Here is a 14,349-nt window from a genome sequence, read left to right on the forward strand (position 1 = left end):
CGGCCTACTTCTTCTTTTTCTGCATGGACTGCATGTCCATGAAGTTCATGGTCTGCCCATTGGGCATGACCATGTCGCCAGGCTTCTGGCCGGCCTTGCACGGGCCCAGCCACTTGGCCTGCACGATGGCCGTGCCCTTGGCGCGGCCGGCCATGGGCGGCTCGTAGGTGGTGTGCGACTCCATGCGGTAGCTGCTGGAGAAGTCGCCGCTGATTTCCGAATGGCTGGTGAGGGTGGTGGCGCCCATCTTGCAGACCGAGTCGACCACGATCTTGTCGCCGTCCTTTCGCATGTCCTGCTTGGAGCAGGCATCGCGGCTGGCGCCCTGCCCCATCTCGCGCATGGCGACGTCGGACTTCGCATCGATGCACTGCTGCACCACATGCGGCTGGGCCTGCGGATCGTCGCCCTGCGCCATGCTCATTTCCCACAAGCCGGGCTTGCGCGGCGGATAGTCGAGGTTGGCGGCGCCGGCTGCACACGCGGCGAACAAGAGCAGCAGCAGCGCCGCGGCGGGAAGGGGCTTGCGCAAGGACATCGTCAGCTCCGGCAGGAGAGTGGTCGTCAAGGACGATGTTCTACCCCGCCGGGCGCGCCACTGGAATAGGACGATGGCGCTATCGCCGTGCTACCAGGGTGTCCATTTGGCCGCGCTGGCCGCCGAGGCCACCGTGCGCTCGATGAAGCGCACGCCCCGCGCGCCGTCTTCCACCCGTGGGTAGTCGGCCAGCAGCGGATCGGCAGCACGGCCCTCGATGCGGGCGCGGATGTCCTCGATGACGCCCGCGTAGATGTTGGCGAAGGCCTCGATGAAGCCTTCCGGATGGCCCGCGGGAATGCGACTGGCACGCTGCGCGGACGGATGCAGCCACGGCGCGCCGCGGGTGAACACGCGCTTGGGGCCGTCGTGCGGGTAGTGGACGAGCTGGCTGGGCTGCTCCTGGCGCCATTCCAGCGTGCCGAGCGTGCCGGAGATGCGCACGCGCAGGTCGTTCTCCAGCCCGGTGTTGATCTGCGACGCGATCAGCACGCCGCGCGCGCCGCCGGCAAAGCGCAGCAGCATGCTGGCGTCGTCGTCCAGCGCGCGGCCCGGCACCATGTGGGTGAGGTCGGCACACAGGCTCTCGATCTGCAGGCCGGTGATGGTGGCCACGAGGTTCTCGGCATGCGAGCCGATGTCGCCGATGGCGCCCGCCGCGCCGCTCTTTTGCGGATCGGTGCGCCAGGCGGCCTGCTTGTTGCCGCTGGACTCCAGCTGCGAAGACAGCCAACCCTGGTTGTATTCGACCACCACCTTGCGCAGCTCGCCCAGCTCGCCCGCCCGCACCATGGCCCGGGCCTGGCGCACCATGGGGTAGCCGGTGTAGTTGTAGGTCACGCCGAACACGGTGCCTTGCCGCTGCACCGCGGCCACCAGCGCATCGGCCTGTTCGCGCGTGTGCACCAGCGGCTTGTCGCACACCACATGAAAGCCCGCGTCGACGAAGGCTTGCGCGACCGGGTAGTGCACATGGTTGGGCGTGACGATGGATACGAAGTCGATGCGCTCCTCCGCCGGGCGCTTCAACTCGTCGGCCAAGAGCGACTGCCAGTCCCCGTGATTGCGACCGTCGGCCAGCAGAAGCTCGCGCCCCGACACCCGCGCCTTGTCCGGCGTGGAAGACAGCGCCCCCGCCACCAGCTCGGCCTGCCCGTCCAGCGCAATCGCGTGCCGATGCACCGCCCCGATGAAGGCCCCCTGCCCGCCACCCACCATGGCGTAGCGCAGTTTGCGAGAAGAAGTTTCAGACATGTGCATCAACCAAAGTGCCGGAACGAATGCCAGGCCGCGCAAAGCGCAGGCCGTTCGCGGGCACCCGCGGAACTGGCTTTGCCAGGCCGCTGGGTGCGCCCCCGGAAGGGGGTTGGCGGACCTTGCGAAGCAAGGGCAGCCTGGGGGAGAGCCAAGTCAGAACGGCGAATCCGGATGGTAGAAGTCCTTCGCGTTGTCCTTGGTGATGAGCACCGACGGAATGATCGTGGTGGCCGGCAGCTTCTGGCCCTTCAGGCGTGCTTCGGCGGTGAGCTTGATCGCGTCGTAGATGAACTTGGGCGAGTAGCTCACGTCGGCGGTGATGCGCTTGTCCTTGCCGTCCATGATGGTCTTGACCATGCCCTTGGCGCCGGCGCCGCCGAAGATGATCTTGATGTCGTCGCGCTTGGCCTGCTCGATGGCCTTGAGCACGCCCACCGCCATGTCGTCGTCGGCCGCCCAGATGGCGTCGATGTTCTTGAAGCGGGTGAGGTAGTCCTGCGTGACCTTGAAGGCGTCGTCGCGGTTCCAGTTGGCGTACTTGGCGTCCAGCAGCTTGATGTCCGGGTAGTTCTTGAGCACCGCGTTGAAGGCGTCCATGCGCTCGTTGTCCAGCGTGGTGGCAATGCCGCGCAGCGCCACCACGTTGCCCTTGCCGCCCAGTTGCTTGGCGATGTACTCGGCCGGGATCTTGCCGAAGGCCGTGTTGTCGCCGGCCACGTACGCATCCTGCGCGCTGGTGTCGGTCAGGCCGCGGTCCACCACGGTGACGTAGGCGCCCTTGGCCTTCACTTGCGCCACGGGCTTGGTCAGGGCCGCCGACTCGAAGGGGAAGACCACCAGCGCGTTGATCTTGGTGACGGTCGACAAGTCCTGCAGCTGGTTGGCCTGCTCGGGCGCATTGGCCGCCGTCTTGATGGTGATCTTCAGGTCCTTGTGCTGCTTCTCCAGGTCCTTTTTGGCCTGGTTGGCCCAGTAGTTGATGCCGCCCATGAAGCTGTGCGTGGCCGCCGGGATCGACACCCCGAGGTTGACCTTTTCCTGGGCCAGTGCCGGCAGGCTGGCGAATGCGGCGGCGCAGGCGGCCGTGAGTGCGAGGCGGCGGGTGAACGTAGTCATGCGGGATGTCTCCTTTGGTTTGGAACGGAACACAGGTGAAGAAAACCGGTGGTTCAACGTCGCCCTCTTTGGAGGAACGCGACGATGATGATCACGAAGCCCTGCACCGCCGCATTCAGGTACACGCTGATGATGCTGGTGAGGTTGAGGATGTTGCTGATGACCGAGAGCAGGATCGCGCCGATCACGGTGCCGGTGATGCTGCCCGCGCCGCCCTTGAGCGCGGTGCCGCCGACGATCACCGCGGCGATGGCCTCCAGCTCCCACAGCAGGCCCGTGGTGGGCGAGGCGGAACCCAGGCGCGGCACGTACAGCAGCGTGGCGATGCCCACGCACACGCCCAGCAGCACGTAGGTGAGGATCTTCACACGGTCCACGCTCACCGCCGCGTAGCGCGCCACCTGTTCGTTCGAGCCGATGGCCTGCACGTAGCGCCCGTAGGCCGTGCGGTTGAGGATGAGCGCGCCCACCACCGCTACGACGACGAATATCCACACCGGAATCGGAATGCCGATCACGCTGCCGTAGTAGACCGGCGCGTACAGGTCCGACAGCTCGTTGTCCAGCGTGAGCGCGCCGCCGTCGGCAAAGTACGTGAGGTAGGCGCGGAAGATGCCCAGCGTGCCCAGCGTGACGATGAAGGGCTCGATGCGCCCCTTGGTGATGAGCAGGCCGTGCGCCAGGCCGAACAGCGCACCCAGCACCACCGCCAGGCCCGCACCGAGCACCACCGCCGTCAGCGGCGATCCGGTGGCCGGTCCCGCCCAGTTGATGAACATGATCACGCTGCCGGCGATGAGCGCCGCCATCGAGCCCACCGACAGGTCGATGCCGCCGGAGATGATCACGAAGCACATGCCCACCGCGATGATGCCGATGAAGGCCGTGCGGGTGAGCACGTTCATCGCGTTGTCCAGCGTGGCGAAGTCGCTGTTGAGCAGCGTGCCGGCCACGCACAGCAGCGCCAGGCCGATGACGGGGCCGATGCCGCGCAGGCGCTCGGCCCAGCCGTTCTGGGCGGCGGCCCGGTGCCGCGCGGCGGCTTCAGGCGTCGGCGCCGGCGACGGTTGCGGTTCCGGTGGCATGAGCGATCAGCTCCTCTTCAGTCAGTTGGTCGGCATCCAGCGTTCGCACGATGCGGCCTGCGCGCATCACCGCGACGCGGTGGCACAGGCCGATCAGCTCCATCAGCTCGGACGAGATGACGATCACGGCCAGGCCTTCGCGGGCCATGCGCTGGATCAGGAAATAGATGTCGCGCTTGGCGCCCACGTCCACGCCGCGCGTGGGTTCGTCGAGCACCACCACGCGGGGCTGGGGATGCAGCACCTTGGCCAGCGCGAGCTTTTGCTGGTTGCCGCCCGAAAGCGACGAGGCCTTCACGTTCAGCGAGCCGGTGCGGATTCCGAATTCATTCACCGCTGCGGACAGCGCTGCGCGCTCTGCTTCGGGCTTGAGCCACGGACGGGCGTAGCTTTCCAGCGCCATCAGGGTGAGGTTCTCGCGCAGCCCGAAGTGGACGTGCAGGCCCTTGCCCTTGCGGTCTTCGCTGAGGTAGGTGAGGCCGTGTCGGGCAGCGTCGCGCGGGTTCCGGATCTGCACCAAGTCGCCATGCAGGCGCACCTCGCCGGCACCGGGGCGCAGGCCCATGATGCCTTCGAAGAGCTCGGTGCGACCCGCGCCGACCAGGCCGGCAAAGCCCAGGATCTCGCCCGGCCGCACCTCGAACGCGGCCTCGTGCGCCCAGCCGGGCACGCTGAAGCCCTTCACCTGCAGGGCGGGTGCCGCCGCCGGGTTCACGGCGTCGCGCGGCGGATAGAGATCGGCGATCTCCCGGCCCACCATGAGGTTGGCCATCTGGTGGCGCGTCAGGTCGCGCGTGGGTGCGCGCGCCACGAAGCGGCCGTCGCGCATCACGATCACTTCGTCGGTGATGCGCTCCACCTCGTCGAGCTTGTGCGAGATGTAGACGATGGTGACGCCGTCGTCGCGCAGCCGTGCGATGAGCTGGAACAGCCGCTCGGTCTCGCCCGGGGTGAGCGTGGCGGTGGGCTCGTCCATGATGAGCAGGCGCGCATGGCGTGCCAGCGCCTTGGCGATTTCCACCAGCTGCTTCTCGGCGACGATGAGCCGGCGCACCTTGGTGCGCGGATCGATGGCGAGGCCCACCTCGGCCAGCGCCTGCGCCGCTTCGCGCTCCATGGCACGGTCGTCCAGCCACGGCCCCTTCTTCTTTTCATGGCCGAGGAAGATGTTCTGCGCAACGCTCAGGTCTTCGGCCAGGTTGAACTCCTGGTGGATGAGGACGATGCCCAGCTGCTCGGCGGCGCGCGAATCGGCAAAGGCCTGCGCCTCGCCGTTGATGCGCACCACGCCGCCGGTCGGCTGTTCGTAGCCCGCGAGGATCTTCATCAGCGTGGACTTGCCGGCGCCGTTCTCGCCCAGCAGGCCGTACACATGGCCGGGCGCCAGCTCGAAGCTCACGCCGTGGAGCACCTGCACCGGGCCGAAGGCCTTGACGATGCCGTCGAAGGCCACGGCCACGCTGCGCCTGGCCACGGGTGCTGCCGTCATGGCGCCACGCCTCGCGCCTTGAGGCTTTCCTGCATGGCGAGCACGCCGGCACCGATCACGCCGCCCTGGGTGCCCAGCGGCGTGTACTGGATCTCGAGGTGGCGCGTCGACAGCGCCAGCGAGCGCTGATAGACGCTCTGGCGCACGGCGGCCAGGAAGAGCGGCCCGATGCGCGTGATGCCCCCGCCGATGAAGATGTGCGAGGGGTTGAAGAAGTTGACCACCGAGGCCAGCATCTGCCCGATGAGCTTGCCGGCGTGCTGCACGATGGCATTGGCCGCGGCGTCCCCGGCGCGGCTGGCCTCGCCCACGTCAACCGCTTCGAGGCGCCCGTGGTCGCGCAGCGCGTTGGCGAGTGCCTCGCTCTCGCCCTTGTCGGCCGCCTCGGTCGCCATGCGCGTGATGGCCGGGCCGGCCGCCATGGCCTCGACACAGCCCACGTTGCCGCAATGGCAGCGCGGCCCTTCCTGGTCGACGCAGATGTGGCCCACGTCGCCCGCCGAGCCCGCTGCGCCGCGGTAGACCTCGCCATGGCAGACGATGCCGCAGCCGATGCCCGTGCCCACCTTGATCACCAGGAAGTTGGTCAGCGAACGCTGCAGGCGCCACAGCTCGCCCAGTGCCATCAGGTTGACGTCGTTGTCGACGAACACGGGGGCGGCGTATTCCTCGCGCAGGAAGTCGCGGATCGAGAAGCTGTCCCAGGCCGGCATGAGCGGCGGGTTGACCAGTTGGCCGGCCGCGAAGTTGACCGGGCCAGGCACCCCGATGCCGATGCCCAGGACGTCTCTGGCTTTCAGCTGGCATCGCGCGAGCAGCTCGCGCATCAGCACCAGCACGCGCGCGAGCACCACGCCCGGGCCCTGGCGCACATCGGCCGCCTCGCTGTGCTGCGCGAGCACGCTGAGGTCCGGCCGCAGCACGGCGACGTCCAGGCTGGTGGCGCCGATGTCGATGCCCACCACCACGCCCAGCGCCCCGTTCAGCTGCAGGTTTTCTGCCCGCCTCCCGCCCGAGGAGGCCTGCAGGCCCGACTCGGCCAACAGCCCTTGTTCAATGAGATTGGCAATGAGCGCATTGGCCTTGCTCTTGGAAAAGCCCAGCTGGTCGGCCAGACCATGGCGCGACCCGCCGCTGGACCAGAAGGCGGTCTCCAGCAGCTGCATTTCGTCGGCAGTGAGGCCGCTCCAACGGTCCAAGGCCTTGTCTCCAGTTCTGTTGCCGGCCTCTGACGTGCCGGGCGAAGGCGAATACTAGGAGCGAGGCTTTCGCCGGACAAGGCTTAACTTCAGCCAAATATGGGCTGAAGTGACGGCTCTGGTGCCGGCGTGCCCGCACCGATGCGGGAGCGGCCGGCCCTGTGGCGGTCGATACGGGCACGAAAAAGCCGCCCGAAGGCGGCTTTTTCGACTGTCGAAGGTGTGCCTGGCCAGACCAGGCAGTGCCTTACTTCTTGTCGCGGTACTTGCGCAGCGCCGCGATCTGGGCAGCCATCACGGCCAGCTCGGACTGCGCCATGGCGATGTCGATGTCGCTCTTGGCGTTCTTCAGCGCCTCTTCGGCGGCCTGCTTGGCCGTCTTGGCCTTTTCCTCGTCCAGGTCCTTGCCGCGGATGGCGGTGTCGGACAGCACGGTCACCGTGTTCGGCTGCACCTCGAGGATGCCGCCGGCCACGAACACGAACTCCTCGCCGCCTTCGGCCGTCTCGATGCGCACGGCGCCGGGACGGATGCGGGTGATCAGCGGGGTGTGGCGGGGATAGATGCCGAGCTCGCCGGCTTCACCGGGCAGCGCGACGAACTTGGCCTCGCCGGAGAAGATCGACTCCTCCGCGCTGACCACGTCCACATGAATGGTGTTTGCCATGAGCGTTCCTTTCGTCTGAAGAAAGTCGAATGAGCAAGCAGACGGGAGGGCCCGCTAGGCGCCGCGCGGAGCCGTACACACGTACGGCGAGCACGGCAACAACGCAGGCTGCCCGTATGCGCCGCTCAGGCGACCTTCTTCGCCTTTTCGAATGCTTCGTCGATGGTGCCGACCATGTAGAACGCTTGTTCCGGCAGGTGGTCGCACTCGCCATTGACGATCATCTTGAAGCCGCGGATGGTCTCGGCCAGCGGCACGTACTTGCCGGGCGAACCGGTGAACACTTCGGCCACGTGGAACGGCTGCGACAGGAAACGCTGGATCTTGCGGGCGCGGGCCACGGCCAGCTTGTCTTCCGGCGCCAGTTCGTCCATGCCCAGAATGGCGATGATGTCGCGCAGTTCCTTGTAGCGCTGCAGCGTGCCCTGCACGGCGCGGGCGGTGTTGTAGTGATCTTCGCCGACCACGTTCGGATCCAGCTGGCGCGAGGTCGAGTCCAGCGGGTCCACGGCGGGGTAGATACCCAGCGAAGCGATGTCACGCGACAGCACCACGGTGGAGTCCAGGTGGGCGAAGGTGGTGGCAGGCGACGGGTCGGTCAAGTCGTCGGCAGGCACGTACACGGCCTGGATCGAGGTGATCGAGCCGACCTTGGTGGAGGTGATGCGCTCTTGCAGGCGGCCCATTTCCTCGGCCAGCGTCGGCTGGTAGCCCACGGCGGAAGGCATGCGGCCCAGCAGGGCGGACACTTCGGTACCGGCCAGCGTGTAGCGGTAGATGTTGTCCACGAAGAACAGCACGTCACGGCCTTCGTCGCGGAACGACTCGGCGATGGTCAGGCCCGTGAGCGCCACGCGCAGACGGTTGCCCGGGGGCTCGTTCATCTGGCCGTAGACCATGGCCACCTTCGACTCGGACAGGTTCTCCTGAACCACGACCTTGGAGTCGGACATTTCGTGATAGAAGTCGTTGCCCTCGCGGGTACGCTCGCCCACACCAGCGAACACCGACAGACCCGAGTGAGCCTTGGCGATGTTGTTGATGAGTTCCATCATGTTCACGGTCTTGCCCACGCCGGCGCCGCCGAACAGGCCCACCTTGCCGCCCTTGGCGAACGGGCACACCAGGTCGATCACCTTGATGCCGGTTTCCAGCAGCTCCTGCGACGGCGACAGCTCGTCGTAGGCCGGTGCCTTGGCGTGAATGGGGGCCGTGAGTTCGCCGCTGACCGGACCGCGCTCGTCGATCGGGTTGCCCAGCACGTCCATGATGCGGCCCAGGGTGGCCTTGCCCACGGGCACGGTGATGGGGGCGCCGGTGTTGGTCACGACCAGGCCGCGACGCAGGCCGTCGGAAGAGCCCAGCGCAATGGTGCGGACCACGCCGTCACCCAGCTGCTGCTGCACTTCCAGGGTCAGGCCGCCGCCTTCGTACTTCAGGGCATCGTAGACCTTCGGCATCTTGTCGCGCGGGAACTCCACGTCGACCACAGCGCCGATGCACTGAACGATCTTGCCTTGAACTGCATTTTCTTGAGCCATCTTCTGCTCCGGTAAATATTTGAATCTGTTGAGGGCTAACGAGTGCTCGGACTCATTCCCCGGTGGCCGCCGCAGCGCCCGCCACGATTTCCGACAGCTCCTTCGTGATGCCGGCCTGGCGGGTCTTGTTGTAGACCAGCTTGAGCTCGTTGATCACGTTGCCTGCGTTGTCGGTGGCGGCCTTCATGGCCACCATGCGGGCGGACTGCTCGGACGCCATGTTCTCGGCCACGGCCTGGTAGACCAGCGACTCCACATAGCGCACCAGCAGCTCGTCGATGACGCTCTGCGCATCGGGCTCGTAGATGTAGTCCCACGAGTGGCTCTTGCCTTCGCTTTGCAGCGACTCGGCCTTGAGCGGCAGAAGCTGCTCGACCACCGATTCCTGGCGCATCGTGTTGATGAACTTGGTGTAGCTCAGGTACACGGCGCTCAGCTTGCCCTCCGCGTACTGGTCCAGCAGCACCTTGACGGGGCCGATCAGCTTGTCGAGGTGCGGCGTGTCGCCCAGCTGGGTGACATGCGACACGACGCGAGCGCCGATGCGGTTCAGGAAGGCCAGGCCCTTGTTGCCGATGGCCACCGCGTCCACCGAGTTGCCCGCGGATTGCTCCTCGCGCAGCTTGGCGGTCACGGCACGCAGCACGTTGGTGTTCATGCCGCCGCAAAGACCCTTGTCGGTCGTCACGACGATGACGCCGACGGCCTTGGCCTCGTTCGTCTTCATGAACGCGTGCGTGTACTCGGGATTCGCCTGGCCGAGGTTCGCAGCAATCGCGCGGATCCGCTCGCTGTACGGGCGGGCTGCACGCATGCGGTCCTGCGCCTTGCGCATCTTCGACGCGGCCACCATTTCCATGGCTTTGGTGATCTTCTTGGTGTTCTCCACCGATTTGATCTTGCCGCGAATTTCCTTGCCAGCTGCCATATGGGCTCCTTGGACTCCTAGGGGCCCGCTTTAGGCGAAGGACTTCTTGAACGCGGTGATGGCGGCCGTCAGGTCGGCTTCAGCGTCCTTGTCGATCTGCTTGGCCGAGTCGATCTTCTCGAGCAGCGCAGCGTGGCTGGACTTCAGGAACTGGTGCAGGCCATGCTCGAAGGGCAGAACCTTCTTCACGTCCAGGTCGTCCATGAAGCCCTTGTTCACCGCGAACAGCGAAGCCGACATCAGCGAGATGGGCAGCGGGCTGTACTGGGGCTGCTTGAGCAGTTCGGTCACGCGGGCACCGCGGTCCAGCTGCTTGCGGGTGGCTTCGTCCAGGTCGGAGGCGAACTGCGCGAAGGCAGCCAGTTCACGGTACTGCGCCAGGTCGGTACGGATACCGCCGGACAGGCCCTTGATGGCCTTGGTCTGAGCCGACGAACCCACGCGCGACACCGAGATACCGGCGTTGATGGCGGGGCGGATACCGGCGTTGAACAGGTTCGTTTCCAGGAAGATCTGGCCGTCGGTGATCGAGATCACGTTGGTCGGCACGAAGGCGGACACGTCGCCGGCTTGCGTTTCGATGATCGGCAGGGCCGTCAGCGAACCGGTCTTGCCCTTGACTTCACCCTTGGTGAAGGCTTCGACGTAGTCGGCGTTCACGCGGGCAGCGCGCTCGAGCAGACGCGAGTGCAGGTAGAACACGTCGCCCGGATAGGCTTCGCGGCCCGGCGGGCGGCGCAGCAGCAGCGAGACCTGGCGGTAGGCCACGGCCTGCTTGGACAGGTCGTCATAAATGATGAGCGCGTCTTGGCCGCGGTCGCGGAAGTACTCGCCCATCGTGCAGCCGGAGTACGCCGAGACGTACTGCATGGCAGCCGATTCCGAAGCCGACGCAGCCACGACGATGGTGTATTCCATCGCGCCGGCTTGCTCCAGGGAGCGCACCACGTTCTTGATCGACGAAGCCTTCTGGCCGATCGCAACGTAGATGCAGGTCATGTTCTGACCCTTCTGGTTGATGATCGTGTCGATCGCCACGGCCGTCTTGCCGGTCTGGCGGTCGCCGATGATCAGCTCGCGCTGGCCACGGCCGATCGGCACCATGGAGTCGATCGACTTCAGGCCCGACTGCATCGGCTGGTCCACGCTCTTGCGGGCGATCACGCCAGGCGCAACCTTTTCGATCACGTCCGTCAGCTTGGCGTTGATGGGACCCTTGCCGTCGATGGGCTGGCCCAGGGCGTTCACCACGCGGCCGATCAGTTCGGGGCCCACGGGCACTTCCAGAATGCGGCCGGTGCACTTGACCACGTCGCCTTCGGAGATGTGCTCGTACTCGCCCAAGATCACGGCGCCGACAGAGTCGCGCTCGAGGTTCAGGGCCAGGCCGAAGGTGGGGGTGCCGTCGGCGGTGGCCGGGAATTCGAGCATTTCGCCCTGCATCGCGTCGGACAGGCCGTGCACGCGCACGATGCCGTCGGTCACCGAGACCACGGTGCCTTCGTTGCGGATGTTGGCGCTGACGCCAAGACCTTCGATGCGGCTCTTGATCAGCTCGGAAATCTCTGCGGGATTGAGTTGCATGACTCTTTCCTTCTTTCTTTCAAGGGGGCTGCGGCCTTCAGGCCGACAGCGCAACTTTCATTTGTTCGAGGCGCGCCTTGACGGAGGTGTCGAGCACCTCGTCACCCACCACCACGCGGATGCCGCCGATCAGCGACGGGTCTTGCGCCACAGTCAGCTGCAGCTTGCGGCCGAAGCGCTTTTCGAGCGCCCCGCCCAGCTGCGCCAGCTCGGCCGCGCCGATCGGGAATGCGCTTTGCACCACCGCGTCGGACGAACCGCTCCTGGCGTTGGCCAGCGCGCGGAACTGCTTGGCGATCTCGGGCAGGGCTGCGAAGCGGCCGTTCTCCAGCACCGTGGCGAGGAAGTTGGTCGCGGCGGCGGGGAGCTGCGAGCCGGCAACGCCGGAGATCACGCCGATCACCTGCTCTGCGGAGGCCTTGGGGTTGTCGGCGAATGCCTTGAGCTGCGGATTGGCCGCAATGGCCGCGACCTGGTCGAGCCAGGACGCCGTGCCGCTCAAGTCAGCCGCAGACGCCTTGAACAGCGCTTCCGCATAGGGGCGTGCAATGGTGGCGATTTCTGCCATGGTGGTCCTTGCCTCGGGCTTCTTACAGTTCAGTCTGCAGGCGCGAGAGCAACTCGGCGTGAACGCCGGCGTTGACTTCCTTGCGCAGGATCTGCTCTGCACCCTTGACGGCCAGCACGGCCACCTGCTCGCGAAGCGCTTCGCGGGCCTTGACGGCCTGCTGGTCGGCTTCGGCCTTGGCGGCAGCGATGATCTTGTTGCCTTCTTCCGTGGCGCGCGCCTTGGCCTCTTCGATGATGGCCTGGGCGCGGCGCTCGGCATCTGCCAGGCGCTGTGCGGATTCGTTGCGGGCCTGACCCAGTTCGGCTTCCACGCGCTTGTTGGCGGCGCTCAGCTCGGACTTGGCCTTGTCGGCGGCCGCCAGGCCGTCGGCGATCTTCTGGGCACGGTCATCCAGCGCCTTCGCGATCGGCGGCCACACGAACTTCATCGTGAACCCGACCAGGATCAGGAACACGATGATCTGGACGATGAGGGTACCGGTAATGCTCACTTTTCTTTCCTCTCTTTGGGAAGGGATCCGAAGATGTTCCCGAAGTGGACGTTCAGGTCCGAAGACGAGAAAGGACCGGTATTACTTGGCCAGCGAGGCGATCTGCGCCAGGAAGGGGTTGGCGGTGGCGAACCACAGGGCCACACCGGTACCGATGATGAACGAAGCGTCGATCAGGCCCACGAGCAGGAACATCTTGGTTTGCAGTTCGCCCATCAGTTCGGGTTGGCGAGCGGCCGACTCGAGGTACTTGCTGCCCATGATGCCGATGCCGACGCAAGCGCCGAAAGCGCCGAGACCGATGATCAGGCCGGCGGCCAGGGCAACAAAGCTGATAACTTCCATGATGACTCCTAAGGGACGTGGTTAACGAGAGAAAAACGAAAGGGAAAACGAAAACAGGGGATCAGTGGTGATCGTGCGCCTGGCCGATGTAGACCAGGGTCAGCATCATGAACACGAATGCCTGCAGCACGATGATCAGGATGTGGAAGATCGACCAGATGGTGCCGGCAATGATGTGGCCGATGGCCAGCATGATGCCGGTGGCGGAAAGGGTCCATGCACCGCCCATCAGGGCGATCAGCAGGAAGATGAGTTCACCGGCGTACATGTTGCCGAACAGTCGCATGCCGTGCGAGACCGTCTTGGCGACGAACTCGATGATCTGCATGGCGAAGTTGAAGGGGTACAGCGCCCAGTGGTTGCCGAAGGGGGCGGTGAACAGCTCATGCACCCAGCCGCCCAAGCCCTTGATCTTGACGTTGTAGTACAGGCAGATCAGCAGCACGGCCACCGACAGACCCATGGTCACGCCCAGGTCGGCGGTGGGCACGACGCGCAGGTAGGCATGGTGCGGATCGGCACCGGCGGCGCCATGCAGGGCCGCCCAGATGGCCGGCAGCAGATCCACCGGCAGCAGGTCCATCGTGTTCAGCATGACGATCCAGACGAACACGGTGAGCGCGAGCGGCGCCACGAACTTGCGGCTGGTGGCATTGTGGACGATGCCCTTGGCCTGGTTGTCCACCATCTCGACCAGCATCTCGACCGCCGCCTGGAAGCGGCCCGGCACGCCCGAGGTGGCCTTGCGGGCACCGAGCCAGAGCAGCCAGCATCCCACCACCCCCAGCACGATGGAGAAGAAGATGGAGTCGATGTTGAAAACGGTGAAGTCGGCAATACCTGAAGGCTTGGCACTCTGGAAGTGCGTCAAGTGGTGAATGATGTATTCACCAGCGCTTTGCCCTTGTTCTGCAGCGTTTTCAGCAGCCATCTGATTACTCGTCAATCTTAAAAAATCACTTGCGCCGGGGAGCGAACACGACCGCCGCCCAGTACGCCTGCATTGCCACCACCAAGCCCACCAGCATGGCCGGCCAGCTCAGTTCCGATATCAGCCTTGGCGCGGCAAAGAGCATTGCCACCGTCAAGGCCATCTTGACCAATTCCCACACAAAGAACGCCATCACCGCAGTGCTGGGGTTCAGGGACGCCAAGCGCCCCGTCAGCCCGCGGGCAAAGACCGCCGCCGGAACGATTACCGACAGCGCACCATACCCGGCCGACCAACCTAAATTTTGTCTCCCCGTCAGACCCCAGGCGGCCAGCGCCACCACAAGGCCTGCAATGATCTGCCCCGCGATCACGCGCCACGGCGAGATCTGGGGACTGCGCTCCCGCAGCTGGCGGGCCTCATCGGCCGTCAGCGGCTTGAAATTCCGTGCTTGCTCGTCTAGCTCTTCTTCCTCGCGGTCGAAGGCCGGGGGCATTTTTTTCATTGCTGTCTTGCCCCTATCTCTGTCAGTCACTCTGTCGCTCAATCTCTGCCTGGATTGCAAGCCCGAATTTTCACAAAGCCATTGATTATAAGTAGAAACACAT

The 14,349-nt window shown here is 65.6% G+C and carries 15 protein-coding genes; all 15 read right to left on the reverse strand.

Annotated elements, in window-relative coordinates:
* Positions 1-4 precede the first annotated feature (4 nt).
* The 15 genes from VSO01S_RS04180 to VSO01S_RS04250 all read right to left on the reverse strand — a co-directional run bounded on the left by VSO01S_RS04180 (position 5) and on the right by VSO01S_RS04250 (position 14,237).
* The gene (locus VSO01S_RS04180; RefSeq protein ID WP_245684101.1) at positions 5-568 is read right to left on the reverse strand and encodes a DUF3617 domain-containing protein; all 564 of its coding nucleotides are present in this window, start codon (positions 566-568) and stop codon (positions 5-7) included.
* 60 nt (positions 569-628) lie between these two features.
* Positions 629-1,792 (reverse strand): Gfo/Idh/MocA family protein, encoded by a 1,164-nt coding sequence (locus VSO01S_RS04185; protein ID WP_068640611.1) that lies wholly within the window; start codon positions 1,790-1,792, stop codon positions 629-631.
* 156 nt (positions 1,793-1,948) lie between these two features.
* On the reverse strand, positions 1,949-2,911 hold the full coding sequence (locus tag VSO01S_RS04190) for a substrate-binding domain-containing protein (RefSeq protein WP_068640542.1): 963 nt from the start codon (positions 2,909-2,911) through the stop codon (positions 1,949-1,951).
* Positions 2,912-2,964: 53 nt separating this feature from the next.
* The gene (locus VSO01S_RS04195; protein WP_068640543.1) at positions 2,965-3,996 is read right to left on the reverse strand and encodes an ABC transporter permease; all 1,032 of its coding nucleotides are present in this window, start codon (positions 3,994-3,996) and stop codon (positions 2,965-2,967) included.
* Positions 3,956-5,485: a sugar ABC transporter ATP-binding protein gene (locus VSO01S_RS04200; RefSeq protein WP_068640544.1), complete on the reverse strand. Its 1,530-nt coding sequence runs from the start codon at positions 5,483-5,485 to the stop codon at positions 3,956-3,958. The genes VSO01S_RS04195 and VSO01S_RS04200 overlap by 41 nt, the downstream gene beginning before the upstream one ends.
* Positions 5,482-6,651, reverse strand: coding sequence for an ROK family protein (locus tag VSO01S_RS04205; RefSeq protein ID WP_068640612.1), 1,170 nt, complete (start codon positions 6,649-6,651; stop codon positions 5,482-5,484). The genes VSO01S_RS04200 and VSO01S_RS04205 overlap by 4 nt, the downstream gene beginning before the upstream one ends.
* 280 nt (positions 6,652-6,931) lie before the next feature.
* The gene (locus tag VSO01S_RS04210; protein WP_068640545.1) at positions 6,932-7,351 is read right to left on the reverse strand and encodes a F0F1 ATP synthase subunit epsilon; all 420 of its coding nucleotides are present in this window, start codon (positions 7,349-7,351) and stop codon (positions 6,932-6,934) included.
* Positions 7,352-7,476: 125 nt separating this feature from the next.
* The gene (atpD, locus tag VSO01S_RS04215) at positions 7,477-8,892 is read right to left on the reverse strand and encodes a F0F1 ATP synthase subunit beta (protein ID WP_068640546.1); all 1,416 of its coding nucleotides are present in this window, start codon (positions 8,890-8,892) and stop codon (positions 7,477-7,479) included.
* 52 nt (positions 8,893-8,944) lie between these two features.
* Positions 8,945-9,820 carry a F0F1 ATP synthase subunit gamma gene (gene atpG, locus VSO01S_RS04220; protein WP_068640547.1) on the reverse strand — a complete coding sequence of 292 codons (876 nt, stop codon included), beginning with the start codon at positions 9,818-9,820 and terminating at the stop codon, positions 8,945-8,947.
* A 30-nt stretch (positions 9,821-9,850) separates the two neighbouring features.
* The gene (gene atpA, locus VSO01S_RS04225) at positions 9,851-11,404 is read right to left on the reverse strand and encodes a F0F1 ATP synthase subunit alpha (protein WP_068640548.1); all 1,554 of its coding nucleotides are present in this window, start codon (positions 11,402-11,404) and stop codon (positions 9,851-9,853) included.
* Positions 11,405-11,441: 37 nt separating this feature from the next.
* Complete coding sequence (locus VSO01S_RS04230; protein ID WP_068640549.1) at positions 11,442-11,972, reverse strand: F0F1 ATP synthase subunit delta; 531 nt, start codon at positions 11,970-11,972, stop codon at positions 11,442-11,444.
* Positions 11,973-11,994: 22 nt separating this feature from the next.
* Positions 11,995-12,465 carry a F0F1 ATP synthase subunit B gene (locus tag VSO01S_RS04235; RefSeq protein ID WP_068640550.1) on the reverse strand — a complete coding sequence of 157 codons (471 nt, stop codon included), beginning with the start codon at positions 12,463-12,465 and terminating at the stop codon, positions 11,995-11,997.
* An 81-nt stretch (positions 12,466-12,546) separates the two neighbouring features.
* Positions 12,547-12,810 (reverse strand): F0F1 ATP synthase subunit C, encoded by a 264-nt coding sequence (atpE, locus tag VSO01S_RS04240; RefSeq protein ID WP_068640551.1) that lies wholly within the window; start codon positions 12,808-12,810, stop codon positions 12,547-12,549.
* A 61-nt stretch (positions 12,811-12,871) separates the two neighbouring features.
* On the reverse strand, positions 12,872-13,741 hold the full coding sequence (gene atpB, locus VSO01S_RS04245) for a F0F1 ATP synthase subunit A (protein WP_068640552.1): 870 nt from the start codon (positions 13,739-13,741) through the stop codon (positions 12,872-12,874).
* A gap of 25 nt (positions 13,742-13,766) precedes the next feature.
* Positions 13,767-14,237: an ATP synthase subunit I gene (locus VSO01S_RS04250; protein ID WP_245684107.1), complete on the reverse strand. Its 471-nt coding sequence runs from the start codon at positions 14,235-14,237 to the stop codon at positions 13,767-13,769.
* Positions 14,238-14,349 lie beyond the last annotated feature (112 nt).

Source organism: Variovorax soli NBRC 106424, assembly GCF_001591385.1.
Lineage (GTDB): Bacteria > Pseudomonadota > Gammaproteobacteria > Burkholderiales > Burkholderiaceae_C > Variovorax > Variovorax soli.

Coding starts and splice junctions, on each gene's coding strand:
- VSO01S_RS04185 (WP_068640611.1), bottom strand. CDS start 1,792: ATGTCTGAAACTTCTTCTCGCAAACTGCGCTACGCCATGGTGGGTGGC.
- atpD (WP_068640546.1), bottom strand. CDS start 8,892: ATGGCTCAAGAAAATGCAGTTCAAGGCAAGATCGTTCAGTGCATCGGC.
- atpB (WP_068640552.1), bottom strand. CDS start 13,741: ATGGCTGCTGAAAACGCTGCAGAACAAGGGCAAAGCGCTGGTGAATAC.
- VSO01S_RS04250 (WP_245684107.1), bottom strand. CDS start 14,237: ATGCCCCCGGCCTTCGACCGCGAGGAAGAAGAGCTAGACGAGCAAGCA.
- VSO01S_RS04195 (WP_068640543.1), bottom strand. CDS start 3,996: ATGCCACCGGAACCGCAACCGTCGCCGGCGCCGACGCCTGAAGCCGCC.
- VSO01S_RS04200 (WP_068640544.1), bottom strand. CDS start 5,485: ATGACGGCAGCACCCGTGGCCAGGCGCAGCGTGGCCGTGGCCTTCGAC.
- atpA (WP_068640548.1), bottom strand. CDS start 11,404: ATGCAACTCAATCCCGCAGAGATTTCCGAGCTGATCAAGAGCCGCATC.
- VSO01S_RS04205 (WP_068640612.1), bottom strand. CDS start 6,651: ATGCAGCTGCTGGAGACCGCCTTCTGGTCCAGCGGCGGGTCGCGCCAT.
- VSO01S_RS04230 (WP_068640549.1), bottom strand. CDS start 11,972: ATGGCAGAAATCGCCACCATTGCACGCCCCTATGCGGAAGCGCTGTTC.
- atpE (WP_068640551.1), bottom strand. CDS start 12,810: ATGGAAGTTATCAGCTTTGTTGCCCTGGCCGCCGGCCTGATCATCGGT.
- atpG (WP_068640547.1), bottom strand. CDS start 9,820: ATGGCAGCTGGCAAGGAAATTCGCGGCAAGATCAAATCGGTGGAGAAC.
- VSO01S_RS04190 (WP_068640542.1), bottom strand. CDS start 2,911: ATGACTACGTTCACCCGCCGCCTCGCACTCACGGCCGCCTGCGCCGCC.
- VSO01S_RS04210 (WP_068640545.1), bottom strand. CDS start 7,351: ATGGCAAACACCATTCATGTGGACGTGGTCAGCGCGGAGGAGTCGATC.